This window comes from Pseudomonas sp. GW456-L12, assembly GCF_059424045.1.
This window is the reverse complement of record NZ_JBWKZA010000001.1, coordinates 331,916-347,161: the sequence shown is the minus strand read 5'-3', so window position 1 is coordinate 347,161 and position 15,246 is coordinate 331,916. Positions and strand designations below refer to the sequence as shown.

The following is a 15,246-nucleotide window of genomic DNA, read 5'->3' as shown; positions in this document are numbered from 1 at the left end:
TGGGCGGCTGTCGCGTTAGTTGTGATCTTGCAGGCTTCAGGATTAGCCCGCAGCGGAGTAAGTCAGCCACCGATCTCGTCGATGAATTCGTCCATGAAGCGCTTCAGGCGGGCATGGCGCACCTGCGCCAGGCGCGCGCCGGTCACGGTCTGGAAACCCTCGGCCAGGTGCAGCAGCTTGGTGTGGAAGTGGTCGAGGGTGAAGTTCAGGTCGTCGTAGCCGCGGTGTTCGGCGTGCGGGTCGTGGGGGTCGTAGAAGGCTCGGTTCAACCGGCCGCCGACATAGAAGGTGCGGGCCACGCCGAGAGCGCCCAGGGCGTCGAGACGGTCGGCGTCCTGCAGGATCTTCGCCTCCAGGGTGCAAGCCTCGATGGCGGCGGAAAAACTGTGGGCTTCGATGGCGTGGGCCACCGCGGCGATCTTCGCTTCGGGCCAGCCCAGTCGGTGCAGCAGGGCCGAGGCCTTTTCCGCCGACAGGCGCGAGGCCTGGGCGCGCAGCGGTGAGCTCTTTTCCACGGCGACGCAATCGTGCAGCAGGGTGGCGGCCAGCAGCACTTGCAGATCGCCGCCGTCTTCCCGGGCGATGCGCCGCGCATTGGCCCACACCCGCTGCAGGTGCGACAGGTCGTGGGCACCGTCGTCGACGGGCTCCAGCGCGTGGGGCAGCAGGGTGTTGGCGAGATCGGGCAGGGGAGCAAAAGCGTCGGAAGTCATTTCAGCCAGGCAGTAAAAATACAGGCGCACACTGTAGCCGCTGCCGCAGGCTGCGATAAGGCCCGCGGGACCTTCGGGCGTCGATAAAAGTGCCGTGCGCTTTGCGACCGATCGCAACCAGCGGCAGCGGCTACAGGTATCGGGCAATTCCGACATGGACAATCACCCGTCACGACCTCCAGGCATGTCCCTGTGAAATACCCGTGCATGTCCTTCCCCTGTCGATCTAATATGGCCGCCTGCCTTCCAACCGAGACCCGCCGATGTCCGTCGAAATCCGTCCAGCCGTGCCCAGCGATGCACCGCAAATCCTTGCCTTCATCAGGGAGTTGGCCGATTACGAACGTGCTCGCCATGAGGTCATCGCCAGCGTCGCCGACATCGAGCGCAGCCTGTTCAGCGAGGGCGCCACGGCCCACGGCCTGATCTGCCTGCGCGATGGCGTGCCGATCGGCTTCGCGGTGTTTTTCTTCAGCTATTCCACCTGGCTGGGCAGCAATTGCCTGTACCTGGAAGACCTCTACATCACCCCCGCACAACGCGGCGGCGGCGCTGGCAAACAGCTGCTGCGGCACCTGGCGCGGATCGCCTGCGACAACGGTTGCGGGCGCTTCGAGTGGAGCGTGTTGGAGTGGAACGAACCGGCGATCCAGTTCTACAAATCCCTGGGCGCCCAGCCCCAGGAAGAGTGGGTGAGGTACCGCATGGATGGTGATGTGCTGCGCGCGTTCGCCCAGGGCTGACCGGCCGCTTTACCCAACGCCGACATGCCGCCTCGGCAAAAAGTGACCCACAAGGCCGCCCCTGGCGCAGGGCTTTCGCTGAACTCAAATTCCCGCGTTTCGATGCCCCCAGGGGGCATCGCCTCTGGTCGGCTTAGCTTCGACCTCCTCTGATATATCCGGCGCAGCACGCGCCTAGCCCCCTGATTAACATCCGCCCGGCCTGCCGACACCAAGCCCTGTAGCCGCTGCCGAGCCTGCGAGGTTGCGTCCAGCCTGGGCGGCATTGCGTCGCAGCGGGTGCAGGGTCTTGAGATCGCTGGAGGATCTTCGGTCCTATCGCAGCCTTCGGCAGCGGCCACAGTGTATTATCCCATAATATGGGAATGATATTTATATATTGAGATTTTATTCGAGTCGGGTTTATAGTCGCCGCCATCAGCTCTTACGCACTCACTGCCAAAAACAACTCACAGGTGAAGCGATGCAGGCGCAATTGATCGCGCTCGATTGGGGAACCACGTCCCTTCGTGCTTACAAGCTCGCAGCAGGCGGCCAGGTGCTGGAACAGCGCGCGTTGACCTCGGGGGTCATGCAGTTGCCGAAGGTGGCGCGGATGATTGCCGGCCAGCGCTGCGACGATGGTTTTGAACTGGCCTTCGATGAGGCCTGCGGCGACTGGCTCGACGCGCAACCGGGACTGCCGGTGATTGCCTGCGGCATGGTCGGCAGCGCCCAGGGCTGGCGCGAGGCCAGTTACTGCGAGACCCCGGCGGATGTCGCCCAGCTCGGGCAGGCCCTGGTGACCTTGCGCAGTCGGCGCGGGGTGGACGTGCATATCGTGCCGGGGGTGATCCAGCGTTCGCGCTTGCCGAACGTGATGCGGGGCGAAGAAACCCAGGTGCTGGGGGCGCTGCCGCAGCTGCCGGACGGGGCAGGGAACGACGTGCTGATCGGCCTGCCCGGCAGTCATTCCAAATGGGTGCAGGTGGCCGATGGCTGCATCGTCCATTTCGACACCTTCATGACCGGCGAGCTGTTCGCCGTGCTCAGTCAACACAGCATTCTCGGCCGCACCCAGGAGCGTGGCGCGGCATTCGACGCCGAGGCCTTCGACCGCGGCGTGCAGGTGGCCTTGTCCGCCGAGGGCGAAATCGGCCCGCTGTCGACCCTGTTCAGCGCCCGCAGCCTGGGGTTGACCGGTGAACTCAGCGGCCGCGCCCAGCCGGACTATCTGTCGGGCCTACTGATCGGCCACGAACTTTGCGCACTGGCCTCTGTGCAGCGGCGCCGGCGCCACAGCGACCCGTTGCCGTCGATCGTGCTGATCGGCAATTCCCAGCTTTGCGCCCGTTACAGCCGGGCCTTGTCCGCCTGCGGTTTTCCCCGGGCAATCCTGGCCGAACAGGCCACCGAACGCGGTCTATGGCACCTGGCCGAAGCGGCCGGGCTGCTGACGCGCGTCCCTTGCGCTCATCCTTGAAAAGAGGTCCGACATGCTCAAGCAAGCACTGGCACATAACGGCCTGATTGCCATTCTCCGGGGACTGCGTCCGCCAGAAGCGGCGGCCATCGGCGAGTCGCTGTATCAGGCGGGGTTTCGGGTTATCGAGGTGCCGCTCAATTCGCCGCAACCCTTTGACAGCATCCGCATCCTGCGCGACGCCTTGCCCGCCGATTGCCTGATCGGCGCCGGCACGGTGCTGACCCCGGAGCAGGTCGAGCAGGTCAAGGCCGCGGGTGGCCAGGTGATCGTCATGCCCCACAGCGACCCCAAGGTGCTGCGCGCGGCCAGGGCCGCCGGCCTCTATCTGTCGCCCGGCGTAGCCACGCCGACCGAGGCCTTTGCCGCGCTGGCCGAAGGCGCCGACGTGCTCAAGCTGTTTCCCGCCGAGCAGATGGGCCCGTCGGTGGTCAAGGCCTGGCTCGCGGTATTGCCGGCCGGCACCGTGTTGCTACCGGTAGGCGGGATCACTCCGGACAACATGCAGGTGTTCGTCGACGCCGGGGTCAAGGGCTTCGGCCTGGGCTCCGGGTTGTTCAAGCCAGGGATGAGCGCCGCCGAGGTGGCGACCCGCGCCAAGGCCTATGTCGCCGCCTGGAATGCGCTGCGTTAAGACTTTTTGGCGCCCTCGGCGCTGCATCCGACAAGAGAGACAAGAAGATGAAAATCACTAAGTTGACCACCTTTATCGTTCCGCCGCGCTGGTGCTTTCTCAAGGTCGAGACCGACGAGGGCGTCACCGGCTGGGGCGAGCCCGTGGTCGAAGGGCGGGCGCACACGGTGGCCGCCGCCGTGGACGAGTTGGCCGATTACCTGATCGGCAAGGACCCGCGCAATATCGAGGACATCTGGACCGTGCTCTACCGCGGCGGCTTCTACCGCGGCGGCGCCATCCACATGAGTGCCCTGGCCGGGATCGACCAGGCACTGTGGGACATCAAGGGCAAGGCCCTGGGGGTGTCGGTCAGCGACCTGCTGGGCGGCCAGGTGCGGGACAAGATCCGCGTCTACTCGTGGATCGGCGGCGACCGTCCGGCCGATACCGCGCGTGCCGCTAAAGAGGCGGTGGCGCGTGGTTTTACCGCGGTGAAGATGAACGGGACCGAGGAGCTGCAGTTCCTCGACACCTTCGACAAGGTCGACCTGGCCCTGGCCAACGTCGCCGCGGTACGTGACGCAGTCGGCCCCAACGTCGGGATCGGCGTCGACTTCCATGGCCGGGTGCACAAGCCCATGGCCAAGGTGCTGATGAAGGAACTCGATCCCTACAAGCTGATGTTTATCGAAGAACCGGTGCTCAGCGAAAACTACGAGGCCCTCAAGGAACTGGCGCCGCTGACCAATACCCCGATCGCCCTGGGCGAGCGGCTGTTCTCGCGCTGGGATTTCAAACGGGTGCTCAGCGAAGGTTACGTCGACATCATCCAGCCGGATGCTTCCCATGCCGGCGGCATCACCGAAACCCGCAAGATCGCCAACATGGCCGAAGCCTACGACGTGGCCCTGGCCCTGCATTGCCCGCTGGGGCCGATTGCCCTGGCCGCCTGCCTGCAACTGGACGCGGCCTGCTACAACGCCTTCATCCAGGAGCAGAGCCTGGGCATCCATTACAACGAAAGCAACGACCTGCTGGATTACGTCAAGGACCCGCACGTCTTCGACTACCAGCAAGGCATGGTGAAGATTCCCAACAGCCCGGGCCTGGGCATCGAGATCAACGAGGAATACGTCATCGAGCGCGCGGCCATCGGCCACCGCTGGCGCAACCCGATCTGGCGCCACGCCGACGGCAGCTTCGCCGAATGGTGAGTTGATTCATTGCTGATAGGGGCGAGCTTGCTCGCGATGCCGGCGCGGTGCAGCAACCGACGCTATTGCGAGCAAGCCCGTTCCTCCAGGTACATAGCTGCATAGCCCTCAATAACCATAAGAAGAGGCATCCCCATGCAACCGCAAACCTTCACCGGGCAGGCGTCGCTGGTCGCGCCGAGCCGCAAGCGTTTTTTCATCATGGTGCTGTTGTTCATCACGGTGGTGATCAACTACCTGGACCGCAGCAACCTGTCGATCGCCGCGCCGGCCTTGACCCGCGACCTGGGCATGGCGGTGGGCGCGCTGGAGGCGCCGGCCTATCCGATCAACAGCCGGGTGGTGACCACCTGGTTTCCCGAGCGCGAGCGTGCCACGGCCATCGGCTTTTACACTTCCGGGCAGTTTGTCGGGCTGGCTTTTCTCACCCCGGTGCTGGCCTGGCTGCAGCATGCCTTTGGCTGGCACATGGTGTTTGTCGTCACCGGTGCGGTGGGCATTCTGTGGGCGGCGATCTGGTACGCGGTGTATCGCGAACCACGGGATTTCAAGGGCGCCAACCCGGCGGAAATCGACCTGATCCGCCAGGGCGGCGGCCTGGTGGATATCCAGCGTGAGACGAACAGGAGCAAGGCGCGTTTCAGCTGGACCGACCTGGGGATTGTCCTGAGCAAGCGCAAGCTGTGGGGCATCTATCTGGGGCAGTTCTGCCTCAATTCGACCCTGTGGTTTTTCCTCACCTGGTTCCCCACTTACCTGGTGAAGTACCGCGGCATGGATTTCATCAAGTCCGGCCTGCTGGCGTCGCTGCCGTTCCTCGCGGCCTTTGTCGGCGTGCTGTGTTCCGGGTTCTTCTCCGACTGGCTGATCCGGCGTGGCGCCTCGGTGGGCTTTGCCCGCAAGCTGCCGATCATTGGCGGGCTGCTGATTTCCACCTCGATCATCGGCGCCAATTTCGTCGAGTCGACGCCGCTGGTGATTGCCTTCCTGGCGCTGGCGTTCTTCGGCAACGGCCTGGCCTCGATCACCTGGTCGCTGGTCTCGACCCTGGCGCCGGCGCGGTTGCTGGGGCTGACTGGCGGGGTGTTCAACTTCATCGGCAACCTGTCGGCGATCGCCACGCCGATCGTCATCGGCTTCCTGGCCAGCGGCGACTCCTTTGCCCCGGCCATTACCTACATTGCCGTGCTGGCGCTGGCGGGGGCCCTGTCCTACGTGCTGCTGGTGGGCAAGGTCGAGCGTATCGAGTTGTAGTGGCGGGGGGCGGGCGACCATAATGCCGCCCGTTCTCACCCTCGGAAGGCTGGATATGCAGGACGACGCAGCAAAGACCGCCAAGGATGCCGCCCCCACCGGTACCCAGACATTGCTCCGTGGCCTGGCGGTGGTGCAGGCCGTGGCCAGCGGTGCCCGCGACCTCAAGGAAATCGCCCGGCTGATCGGCACCACCCGCAGCACCACCCATCGCCTGGCCAGTTGCCTGGTGGACGAGCGTTATTTGAGGGTAGTGCCGCAGGTCGGCTACCTGCTGGGGCCGAAGCTGATCGAGCTGGGTTTCCAGGCCCGCGAGGCCTTGCCGTTGGTGACCCTGGCCAGGCCATTCCTCGATGAGCTGTCGGCGTTGACCGGCGACACCATTCACCTGGCAATCCGCGAAGACGACGATGTGCTGTACCTGCACAAGAACCCGGGGCGCAACGGCCCGGAAATGCGTTCGCGGGTCGGCCATCGCATGCCGCTGGCGCGCACCGGGATCGGCAAGGCGCTGCTGCTCGATAGCACGCCCCAGGAGTGGCAGCGTTTGTATGAAGCGAGCCTGCCGGCGGGGGGCAGGAATGCGCTCTGGCCGCAGCACGAAGAGCCGACCTGGGAGCAGTTCCAGCAGCGTATGCAGGACTATGTGGCGGGAGGTTATGCCTTCGACCTGGAGGACAACGAACCGTCGATCCGTTGCGTGGCGGCGCCGGTCCGCGATGCCAGCGGCCAGATCGTCGCCGGTATCAGCATCGCCAGCACCGTGCCGTACATGCCGCTGGAAAAGATGGCCGAACTGATCCCGGTGATCAAGCAGGCCGCCGCTGGCATCTCCGCCGAGCTCGGCGGCTGACTCAGGCTTATGGAGGAGAGGAGTTTGCCCGCGATGGGATTTTTCCAGGTCCATCGCCATCGCGGGCAAGCCTCCTACGGGACTGCATTTATTGCTTGAGGGTGGCCATGTCGATGACGAAGCGGTATTTCACATCGCCGGCGATCATCCGCGCGTAAGCCTCGTTGATCTGGCGGATGTCGAGCATTTCGATGTCGCAGGTGATGTTGTGCTCGGCGCAGAAATCCAGCACTTCCTGGGTTTCGGCGATACCGCCGATCAGCGAGCCGGCCAGCACGCGACGGCCCAGTACCAGCTTGGCCGCGTGCACGGGCGGGTCCACCGGTTCGATCAGGCCGACCAGGATGTGTACGCCGTCAAAACGCAGGGTATCCAGGTAGGGGTTGAGGTCGTGTTGCACCGGGATAGTGTCCAGCAGGAAGTCGAAGCGGCCGGCCGCGGCCTTCATCTGCTCGGCATCGGTGGAGACGATCACATGATCGGCGCCCTGGCGACGGGCTTCCTCGGCCTTGCTCGCCGAACGGGTGAACAGGGTCACTTCTGCGCCCAGGGCCTTGGCGAACTTGATACCCATGTGGCCCAGGCCACCCATGCCGAGAATGCCCACCTTGTCGCCGGCCTTCACCCCGTAATGCTTGAGCGGCGAGTAGGTGGTGATGCCCGCGCAGAGGATCGGCGCGGCGCTGGCCAGGTCGAGTTTCTCGGGAATGCGCACGACAAAGTGCTCGTTGACCACGATGCTGTCGGAGTACCCACCCATGGTGTTGCTGCCGTCGACCCGGTCCGGGGTGGCGTAGGTCATGGTCGGGCCTTCCAGGCAGTATTGCTCCAGGTTGGCGGCGCAGGCTTCGCAATGCTGGCAGGAGTCGACCATGCAGCCGACGCCGACCAGGTCGCCCACCTTGTGCCTGGTCACTTGGGCGCCGACGGCGGTGACCTTGCCGACGATTTCGTGGCCCGGCATCAGCGGGTACACAGCGATGCCCCATTCATTGCGGGCCTGGTGGATATCGGAGTGGCAGACGCCGCAGTAGAGAATCTCGATGGCCACGTCGTCGGGGCGCGGGCTGCGGCGCTGAAAGCTCATGGGGGCGAGGGGCGTGGTGGCGGACTGGGCGGCGTAACCGATGGCTGTGTACATGATGAACCTCGCAAAGCACTGACAGATGAGGCGGGCCATTCTCGGCGCCGCTCCCTGGCGCGAACATGGCGATTCCTCGGCATGTCATGCCTATTCCTCCGCCATCGGCCATTTGCGCGCGGCATTGGCGTGCAGACCTGCGATGATGTTTTCATCCCTTTTTCCGTGAAGTTTTCCCCATGTTGTTGACCCGCCATCTCGATGCCAATGCCACCCTGGTGTCCCTGATCCAGCCTCTTGCGACCCGCGACGGTTTCGTTCCCACGGGGCTGCCCGGGGTTCAGGTGTTACGGGCCAGTTGCGACGTGGCCCGCGGCCCGCATATCTACGAGCCGAGCCTGATGATCATCGCCCAGGGCAGCAAGCTGGCGTACCTGGGCCCGCGGACCCTGGAGTACGGCGCTGGGCATTACCTGATCCAGGCGCTGTCGGTGCCCTTCGAGTGCGAGACCTTCGCCATGCCCAATGCGCCGTTGCTGGGGGTGTCCATCGCCATCGACCGGGCGCTGTTGGGCGAGCTGGTGCTGGCGATGGGCGTTGCCGCGGGGCGCAGCGCCCAGGCGCAGACCCCGGAGTCGATGACTTCGGTGGTGCTCGACGACACGATGCGCGGTTGCGTGGAGCGCCTGCTGCGCTGCCTGCACGATCCTCTGGAGTGCAAGGTGATGGGCCCGGCGCGCTTGCGCGAATTGATGTTCACCGTCTTGCGAGGGCCGCAGGCCGATGTACTGCGCGCGCTGGTGGAACAGCACGGGCAGTTTGCCCGGGTGGCGGCCTCGCTGAATCACTTGCACGAGCATTACACCGAGCCGCTGAACGTCGAGACGCTGGCCCGTTGCGCGAACATGAGCACCTCGACCTTTCATGAGCACTTCAAGCGCAGCACACTGCTGTCGCCGGTGCAGTACCTCAAGCGCCTGCGCTTGCTCAAGGCGCAGCAGTTGCTGCTGGGGGAAGGGCTGGGCGTGGCCCAGGTGGCGCATCGGGTGGGCTACCAGAGCACCTCGCAATTCAGCCGTGAATACAAGCGTTACTTCGAGCGCAATCCGGGGGATGAGCGAGCAGCGTGATGGGAGGCGCTCGTCTGGAGGAGCGAGGCTTGCCCGCGATGAAGGGTGAGACGGTCTGACAGATACATCGCCAAGGCCTTATCGCACGCAAGCTGTGCTCCTATAGAAGCAGGGCAGTGGCGCCAGCAATAAAAAAGGCCCCCATTCGGGAGCCTTTTTTCTTCAAGCGTACGCCTTACATGTTCGGGTAAGTCGGACCGCCCGCGCCTTCCGGCGCGACCCAGGTGATGTTCTGCGCAGGGTCCTTGATGTCGCAGGTCTTGCAGTGCACACAGTTCTGGGCGTTGATCTGGAAGCGCTTCTCGCCGTCTTCCTTGGTGATCACTTCATACACCCCGGCCGGGCAGTAGCGTTGAGCAGGCTCATCGTACAGCGGCAGGTTCTTGCCGATCGGGATGCTCGGATCGGTCAGCTTCAGGTGGCAAGGCTGTTCTTCTTCATGGTTGGTGCCCGAGATGAACACCGAACTGAGTTTGTCGAAGCTGAGCTTGCCGTCCGGTTTCGGGTAGTCGATCTTCTTGCAGTCCGCGGCCAGCTTCAGGCAGGCGTAGTCCGGCTTGGTGTCGTGCAGGGTAAACGGCAGCTTGCCACCGAAGAGGTTCTGGTCGACCCAGTTGAAACCGCCACCGACGATGGCGCCGTACTTGTGGATCGCCGGGCCGAAGTTGCGGCTGGCGAACAGTTCTTCGTACAGCCAGCTGGACTTGAACGCTTCTACATAGGTGTTCAGCTCGTCGGCGCCTTCGGAGCCGGCGAACAGCGCATCGGCCACGGCGTCAGCGGCGAGCATGCCGGACTTCATGGCGGTGTGGCTGCCCTTGATCTTGGCGAAGTTCAGGGTGCCCAGGTCGCAACCGATCAGCGCGCCGCCCTTGAACACCATCTTCGGCAGCGAGTTCAGGCCGCCTTTGCAGATGGCGCGCGCGCCGTAGCTGACGCGCTTGCCGCCTTCGAGGTACTGCTTGAGCACCGGGTGATGCTTGAGGCGCTGGAATTCGTCGAACGGCGACAGGTAGGTGTTGCTGTAGGACAGGTCGACGATCAGGCCGACCACCACCTGGTTGTTTTCCAGGTGATAAAGGAAGGAGCCGCCGGTGTTCTCGGTGCCCATGATGTCCAGCGGCCAGCCGGCGGTGTGGACCACCAGGCCTGGCTGATGCTTGGCCGGATCTATTTCCCAGATTTCCTTGAGGCCGATGCCGTAGTGCTGGGCGTCGGCGTCGCTGTCCAGGTTGAAGCGCTTGATCAGTTGCTTGCCGATGTGGCCACGGCAGCCTTCGGCGAACAGGGTGTACTTGCCACGCAGTTCCATGCCGGGGGTGTACAGGCCTTCCTTCGGATTGCCTTCGCGGTCGACACCCAGGTCGCCGGTGATGATCCCGCGGACCACGCCGTTCTCGTCGAACAGCGCTTCCTGGGCGGCGAAGCCCGGGTAGATTTCCACGCCCAGGTTCTCGGCCTGCTGGGCCAGCCAGCGGCACAGGTTGCCCAGAGAGATGATGTAGTTGCCTTCGTTGTGCATGGTCTTGGGCACAAAGAAGTCGGGAACTTTAGTCGCGCTGTCGGCGTTTTTCAGGACATAGATGTCATCGCGCTTGACCGGGGTGTTCAGCGGGGCGCCGAGCTCCTTCCAGTCCGGAAACAGCTCGTTCAGGGCGCGCGGTTCGAACACGGCGCCGGAAAGAATGTGAGCACCGACTTCGGAGCCTTTCTCGACCACGCAGACGCTGATTTCCTTACCGGCTTCGGCGGCCTTCTGCTTCAGTCGGCAGGCGGCGGACAAGCCAGCGGGGCCGGCACCGACGATGACCACGTCGAATTCCATGTATTCGCGTTCCACTAGGCTATCTCCTACTCAAGGCTCAACGGTTTTTTTCTAATTGGAGGTTGGGTGTCGCATCGATGGTTTTCTCCGCCAAACAGGGGAGGGGACAATGAACGACCCGCCTTTCTCTCTAGGCGGCGCATTATATCTACACCACTCTTAGCGTCCAATACAAACGTTTGTTTGAATTTGCTGCAGCCCATGTAAATCAAAGAAGCGCGGCTTATGACTGGCCATTTTGGCGTATTGACCAGAATAGGCGTTCCGGTCAAGATACGGTCGGTTTTGCGCTCGCCGTAGGCTGACTGTTGGTTTCAAGAGCACCTCTAAAGACAGGGCGAAGGCAGTACAAGGTGACGCAACGCGCAGTTTACACGCCGCGATAAAGAATGACCGGCCAGTCGCTACTGACGAACGGTCATCATCCCGTGAGCAAGGTCATCTGTCTGCTGTTGCAAGAGTCCATGCCAGCGTTTTTAGAGGTGCCCTTGTGCCCGATGAGCATCAACCGCCAGGTTCGCCTAGGCGACTTTCTTTTCACCGGAGAGTAACGAGGAATCCATGAAGGTTCTTGTAGCTGTCAAACGCGTTGTCGATTACAACGTCAAGGTTCGCGTCAAGGCGGACAATTCCGGCGTCGACCTCGCCAACGTCAAGATGTCGATGAACCCTTTCTGCGAAATCGCAGTGGAAGAAGCCGTACGCCTGAAAGAAAAAGGCGTAGCGACTGAAATCGTCGTCGTCTCCATCGGTCCCGCTACTGCTCAAGAGCAACTGCGTACCGCCCTGGCGCTGGGTGCCGATCGTGCCATCCTCGTCGAGTCCGCTGATGAACTGAACTCCCTGGCCGTGGCCAAGCTGCTCAAGGCCGTGGTCGACAAGGAACAGCCTCAGCTGGTGATCCTTGGCAAGCAAGCCATCGACAGCGACAACAACCAGACCGGCCAGATGCTGGCAGCCCTGAGCGGTTACGCTCAAGGCACCTTCGCCTCCAAGGTCGAAGTGTCGGGCGACAAGGTTGCCGTGACCCGTGAAATCGACGGTGGCTTGCAAACCGTTTCGCTGAACCTGCCAGCGATCGTCACCACCGACCTGCGTTTGAACGAGCCGCGCTACGCGTCTCTGCCAAACATCATGAAAGCCAAGAAGAAGCCGCTTGAAGTGCTGACTCCTGATGCTTTGGGCGTTTCCACCGCCTCTACCAACAAGACCCTGAAAGTCGAAGCGCCGGCTGCACGCAGCGCGGGCATCAAGGTCAAGTCGGTCGCTGAACTGGTCGAGAAACTGAAAAACGAAGCGAAGGTAATCTGATCATGACTATCTTGGTAATCGCTGAACACGACAACAAGGTGCTGGCTCCGGCCACCCTGAACACCGTTGCCGCCGCTGCCAAAATCGGTGGCGACATCCACGTTCTGGTCGCCGGCCAGGGCGCTGGCGCCGTGGCTGAAGCCGCGGCGAAAATCGCTGGCGTGAGCAAAGTCCTGTCGGCCGACAACGCCGCTTACGCTCACCAACTGCCGGAAAACGTTGCCCCTCTGGTAGCAGAGCTGGGCAAGGGCTACAGCCACATCCTGGCCGCCGCCACTTCCAACGGCAAAAACATCCTGCCGCGCGTGGCCGCGCAGCTGGACGTCGACCAGATCTCCGAGATCATCTCGGTAGAAAGCGCCGACACCTTCAAGCGTCCGATCTATGCCGGTAACGCCATCGCTACCGTGCAATCGAACGCCGCCGTGAAGGTCATCACCGTGCGCGCCACCGGTTTCGATCCGGTTGCCGCCGAAGGCGGTTCGGCCGCTGTCGAAGCGGTTGCTGCCGCTCACGACGCAGGCAAATCGAGCTTCGTCGGCGAAGAGCTGGCCAAGTCCGACCGTCCTGAACTGACTGCTGCCAAGATCGTCATTTCCGGCGGCCGCGGCATGCAGAACGGCGACAACTTCAAACACCTGTACGCCCTGGCCGACAAGCTGGGCGCTGCCGTGGGTGCTTCGCGCGCTGCGGTCGACGCAGGTTTCGTACCCAACGACATGCAGGTCGGCCAGACCGGCAAGATCGTGGCGCCACAGCTGTACATTGCCGTCGGTATTTCCGGCGCGATCCAGCACCTGGCCGGCATGAAAGACTCCAAGGTGATCGTTGCGATCAACAAGGACGAAGAAGCGCCGATCTTCCAGGTGGCCGATTACGGCCTGGTGGCGGACTTGTTCGAAGCCGTACCAGAGCTGGAGAAGCTGGTCTAATCCAGCGGCTTCACTTATAAGAGAGCCCGGTCTTTTGGCCGGGCTTTTTTATTGTCTGGGATTTGAGTGGGAGAATTTCGCCATGGATTTGCGCCGCCTGGGTGGCCTGTCAGTGCTGCTGGGGCTGACACTGATGCCGTTGTCGTCGATGGCCGCCGGTAAATGCGAGCGCCTGGTGGTGACCGGCAGTCCGGATGCCCCGCCGTATCTGTGGCGCGACCCGCAGGACCCCAGCCACCTGATTGGCGCCAGCGCCGAACTGCTGCAACACGTGGCGCAGGAACTGGGGATCAAGGTCGAGTTGTTGTATGCCGGCAAACGCTCCGCCGCCCTGGACGAAGTGCGCAGCGGGCGTATGGACATGCTGGCCGACGCGCCGCTGACAGTGAGTGAGTTGGAAGCGCTGGACTACATTCATCCGCCGCTGCTGGAGAACGATTTCCTGGTCTGGACCCGCAAGGGCTCGACGCTGAGCTACAGCCAGCCGTCGGACCTGCATGGGCATACCGGCGCATTGTCGGAAAGGGCGCGCCTGACGCCGTCCTTCGACGCCTTCGCCAAGGAGCAATTGAGCCTGACCCGCATGCCGAATCTGACCCAGGCATTCCAGAAACTGTTGCTGGGGGAGGTGGAGTACGTACTGGCCGGACGTTACGCCGGCATGGCCCTGGCCCAGTCGCTGGGCATGGCCAACGATCTGCTGGCATTCCCGCAGCCTGCCGACAAACCTGGGCTGTTCCTGGCCATCTCGCACAACTCCGCCTGCAACGACCCATGGTTGCGCGGACAGTTGGCGAAAAAGATGACAGAATTGCCCGCGTCCGGTCTGACGGAAGCCGTGCTGCAGCGCAATCTCGAGCGTTGGAAGGCACAGTTGCAGCAACCTGTCAGCACCCCCAAACAGTAGGGATTTCTAGTGAGTATTCGACCTCTTTTCGCTGCCCTGGCCGTCCTGGCTCTGGCGGGTTGCGCAGCCGATCCGGCGCCGAATGAACAAATGCGCCTGACCGAACAAACCCTGGCCCAGGCCAAGGCCGTGGGAGCCACGGCAGAGGATGTGCCGGAAATGAAACTGGCCGAGGACAAATTCGCCCGTGCCCAACGCAACATGCAGGAAGAGTCGTTCAAGCACGCGCGCATGCGTGCCGAGCAGGCGGAGCTGGATGCGCGCCTGGCCGAGGCGCGGGTCCTGACCCTGAAAAGCCAGGAACAGCTGAACCTCGTCCAGACTCGCATCACTCGTCTGCGCAAGCAGTTGGGAGATGCCCAATGATTCGTCTGACCCAGGTATTGAGTGGCGTGCTGCTGATCGCCTGCACCGGCCTCTACGGCTGCGCCGGGCAACGCAGCGAAGCAGCGCTGGAACAGGCCGGCGAAGACTTCCAGAAGGTCAAGGAAGATTCCAATGTGCTGCGCATCGCGCCCAAGGATGTGATCCGCGCTGGTGAGTCCCTGGCCCGGGCCGATCGCCTGTCCAGCTACTGGGGCAGCGGTTCGGATGTGGTGCACTACGCCTACCTCAGCCAGCGCTACAGCGAAATCGCTCGCGAGCACACCAACCAGGCGCTGAACCAGGAGCAGGCGGCCAAGCTCGAACTCGAACGCCAGCGCCTGCAACTGGCCCTGCGCGAGGCCAAGCTGCTGAGCGTGCAGCAACAGGGCAAGTGGCTGGAAGAGCAGATCATTAACCTGGCCACGACCCAGACCGATCGTGGGCTGGTGATGACCCTGGGCGATGTGTTGTTCGACACCGGCGAAGCGGAGCTGAAGAGCTCGGCCAATCGTACCGTGCTCAAAGTCGTGCAGTTTCTCCAACTGAACCCCAAGCGTGTGGTGCGGATCGAGGGCTACACGGACAACACCGGCGACAAGCAGAGCAATCTGAAACTGTCCCGCGACCGGGCGCAGGCCGTGGCCGATATCCTGGTGGACCTGGGCGTCGAGGAGAAACGGGTCCAGGTCGAAGGTTATGGCGATGAGTACCCGGTCGAGGCCAACGCCTCGGAGCGTGGGCGGGCGCAGAACCGTCGGGTGGAAATCGTCTTCTCCGACGAGAAAGGCCAGTTGGGCGCCGCGCGCTAAGACGCGGCGGCTCAAGACAACCCGGTTTCC

General features: G+C 63.2%; 15 protein-coding genes. 12 read left to right on the top strand and 3 right to left on the bottom strand.

Annotation, left to right across the window (positions count from 1 at the left end):
* Window positions 1-62 precede the first annotated feature (62 nt).
* The gene (locus tag AC07Y9_RS01785; protein WP_102678399.1) at window positions 63-713 is read right to left on the bottom strand and encodes an HD domain-containing protein; all 651 of its coding nucleotides are present in this window, start codon (window positions 711-713) and stop codon (window positions 63-65) included.
* A gap of 263 nt (window positions 714-976) precedes the next feature.
* Here AC07Y9_RS01785 and AC07Y9_RS01780 point away from each other — a divergent pair, with 263 nt between their 5' ends.
* The 6 genes from AC07Y9_RS01780 (at window position 977) to AC07Y9_RS01755 (ending at window position 6,855) form a co-directional block, all read left to right on the top strand.
* The gene (locus AC07Y9_RS01780) at window positions 977-1,456 is read left to right on the top strand and encodes a GNAT family N-acetyltransferase (RefSeq protein WP_007928100.1); all 480 of its coding nucleotides are present in this window, start codon (window positions 977-979) and stop codon (window positions 1,454-1,456) included.
* Between the two features lie 463 nt (window positions 1,457-1,919).
* Window positions 1,920-2,918 carry a 2-dehydro-3-deoxygalactonokinase gene (locus AC07Y9_RS01775; protein WP_102678398.1) on the top strand — a complete coding sequence of 333 codons (999 nt, stop codon included), beginning with the start codon at window positions 1,920-1,922 and terminating at the stop codon, window positions 2,916-2,918.
* Between the two features lie 13 nt (window positions 2,919-2,931).
* The gene (locus AC07Y9_RS01770) at window positions 2,932-3,552 is read left to right on the top strand and encodes a 2-dehydro-3-deoxy-6-phosphogalactonate aldolase (protein ID WP_102678397.1); all 621 of its coding nucleotides are present in this window, start codon (window positions 2,932-2,934) and stop codon (window positions 3,550-3,552) included.
* Window positions 3,553-3,599: 47 nt separating this feature from the next.
* Window positions 3,600-4,748 (top strand): galactonate dehydratase, encoded by a 1,149-nt coding sequence (gene dgoD, locus AC07Y9_RS01765; protein WP_102678396.1) that lies wholly within the window; start codon window positions 3,600-3,602, stop codon window positions 4,746-4,748.
* Window positions 4,749-4,883: 135 nt separating this feature from the next.
* Window positions 4,884-6,002, top strand: coding sequence for an MFS transporter (locus AC07Y9_RS01760; RefSeq protein WP_102678395.1), 1,119 nt, complete (start codon window positions 4,884-4,886; stop codon window positions 6,000-6,002).
* A gap of 55 nt (window positions 6,003-6,057) precedes the next feature.
* Complete coding sequence (locus AC07Y9_RS01755) at window positions 6,058-6,855, top strand: IclR family transcriptional regulator (protein WP_053260224.1); 798 nt, start codon at window positions 6,058-6,060, stop codon at window positions 6,853-6,855.
* An 88-nt stretch (window positions 6,856-6,943) separates the two neighbouring features.
* Here AC07Y9_RS01755 and AC07Y9_RS01750 read toward each other — a convergent pair whose 3' ends face one another.
* Window positions 6,944-7,996 (bottom strand): NAD(P)-dependent alcohol dehydrogenase, encoded by a 1,053-nt coding sequence (locus AC07Y9_RS01750; protein WP_102678492.1) that lies wholly within the window; start codon window positions 7,994-7,996, stop codon window positions 6,944-6,946.
* Window positions 7,997-8,175: 179 nt separating this feature from the next.
* Here AC07Y9_RS01750 and AC07Y9_RS01745 point away from each other — a divergent pair, with 179 nt between their 5' ends.
* Window positions 8,176-9,066 (top strand): AraC family transcriptional regulator, encoded by an 891-nt coding sequence (locus tag AC07Y9_RS01745; protein WP_102678394.1) that lies wholly within the window; start codon window positions 8,176-8,178, stop codon window positions 9,064-9,066.
* Window positions 9,067-9,241: 175 nt separating this feature from the next.
* On the opposite strand, the gene AC07Y9_RS01740 is transcribed toward AC07Y9_RS01745, so the two are convergent.
* Complete coding sequence (locus AC07Y9_RS01740) at window positions 9,242-10,906, bottom strand: electron transfer flavoprotein-ubiquinone oxidoreductase (protein ID WP_062823162.1); 1,665 nt, start codon at window positions 10,904-10,906, stop codon at window positions 9,242-9,244.
* Window positions 10,907-11,452: 546 nt separating this feature from the next.
* On the opposite strand from AC07Y9_RS01740, the gene AC07Y9_RS01735 reads away from it, so the two are divergent.
* From AC07Y9_RS01735 to AC07Y9_RS01715, 5 genes are all read left to right on the top strand, one after another.
* Window positions 11,453-12,202 (top strand): electron transfer flavoprotein subunit beta/FixA family protein, encoded by a 750-nt coding sequence (locus tag AC07Y9_RS01735; protein WP_007928126.1) that lies wholly within the window; start codon window positions 11,453-11,455, stop codon window positions 12,200-12,202.
* A gap of 2 nt (window positions 12,203-12,204) precedes the next feature.
* Window positions 12,205-13,134, top strand: coding sequence for an electron transfer flavoprotein subunit alpha/FixB family protein (locus AC07Y9_RS01730; RefSeq protein ID WP_009042879.1), 930 nt, complete (start codon window positions 12,205-12,207; stop codon window positions 13,132-13,134).
* A gap of 82 nt (window positions 13,135-13,216) precedes the next feature.
* Window positions 13,217-14,041, top strand: a complete 825-nt coding sequence (locus AC07Y9_RS01725; protein WP_053260228.1) for a substrate-binding periplasmic protein — start codon at window positions 13,217-13,219, stop codon at window positions 14,039-14,041.
* A gap of 9 nt (window positions 14,042-14,050) precedes the next feature.
* Complete coding sequence (locus tag AC07Y9_RS01720) at window positions 14,051-14,407, top strand: DUF4398 domain-containing protein (protein ID WP_009042881.1); 357 nt, start codon at window positions 14,051-14,053, stop codon at window positions 14,405-14,407.
* Window positions 14,404-15,216 carry an OmpA family protein gene (locus tag AC07Y9_RS01715; protein WP_053260229.1) on the top strand — a complete coding sequence of 271 codons (813 nt, stop codon included), beginning with the start codon at window positions 14,404-14,406 and terminating at the stop codon, window positions 15,214-15,216. The genes AC07Y9_RS01720 and AC07Y9_RS01715 overlap by 4 nt, the downstream gene beginning before the upstream one ends.
* Window positions 15,217-15,246: the final 30 nt, after the last annotated feature.

What these genes read in the sequence shown, in the direction of transcription:
- AC07Y9_RS01785 (WP_102678399.1), bottom strand. Translation starts at nt 713, where the DNA reads ATGACTTCCGACGCTTTTGCTCCCCTGCCCGATCTCGCCAACACCCTG.
- AC07Y9_RS01780 (WP_007928100.1), top strand. Translation starts at nt 977, where the DNA reads ATGTCCGTCGAAATCCGTCCAGCCGTGCCCAGCGATGCACCGCAAATC.
- AC07Y9_RS01775 (WP_102678398.1), top strand. Translation starts at nt 1,920, where the DNA reads ATGCAGGCGCAATTGATCGCGCTCGATTGGGGAACCACGTCCCTTCGT.
- AC07Y9_RS01770 (WP_102678397.1), top strand. Translation starts at nt 2,932, where the DNA reads ATGCTCAAGCAAGCACTGGCACATAACGGCCTGATTGCCATTCTCCGG.
- dgoD (WP_102678396.1), top strand. Translation starts at nt 3,600, where the DNA reads ATGAAAATCACTAAGTTGACCACCTTTATCGTTCCGCCGCGCTGGTGC.
- AC07Y9_RS01760 (WP_102678395.1), top strand. Translation starts at nt 4,884, where the DNA reads ATGCAACCGCAAACCTTCACCGGGCAGGCGTCGCTGGTCGCGCCGAGC.
- AC07Y9_RS01755 (WP_053260224.1), top strand. Translation starts at nt 6,058, where the DNA reads ATGCAGGACGACGCAGCAAAGACCGCCAAGGATGCCGCCCCCACCGGT.
- AC07Y9_RS01750 (WP_102678492.1), bottom strand. Translation starts at nt 7,996, where the DNA reads ATGTACACAGCCATCGGTTACGCCGCCCAGTCCGCCACCACGCCCCTC.
- AC07Y9_RS01745 (WP_102678394.1), top strand. Translation starts at nt 8,176, where the DNA reads ATGTTGTTGACCCGCCATCTCGATGCCAATGCCACCCTGGTGTCCCTG.
- AC07Y9_RS01735 (WP_007928126.1), top strand. Translation starts at nt 11,453, where the DNA reads ATGAAGGTTCTTGTAGCTGTCAAACGCGTTGTCGATTACAACGTCAAG.
- AC07Y9_RS01730 (WP_009042879.1), top strand. Translation starts at nt 12,205, where the DNA reads ATGACTATCTTGGTAATCGCTGAACACGACAACAAGGTGCTGGCTCCG.
- AC07Y9_RS01725 (WP_053260228.1), top strand. Translation starts at nt 13,217, where the DNA reads ATGGATTTGCGCCGCCTGGGTGGCCTGTCAGTGCTGCTGGGGCTGACA.
- AC07Y9_RS01715 (WP_053260229.1), top strand. Translation starts at nt 14,404, where the DNA reads ATGATTCGTCTGACCCAGGTATTGAGTGGCGTGCTGCTGATCGCCTGC.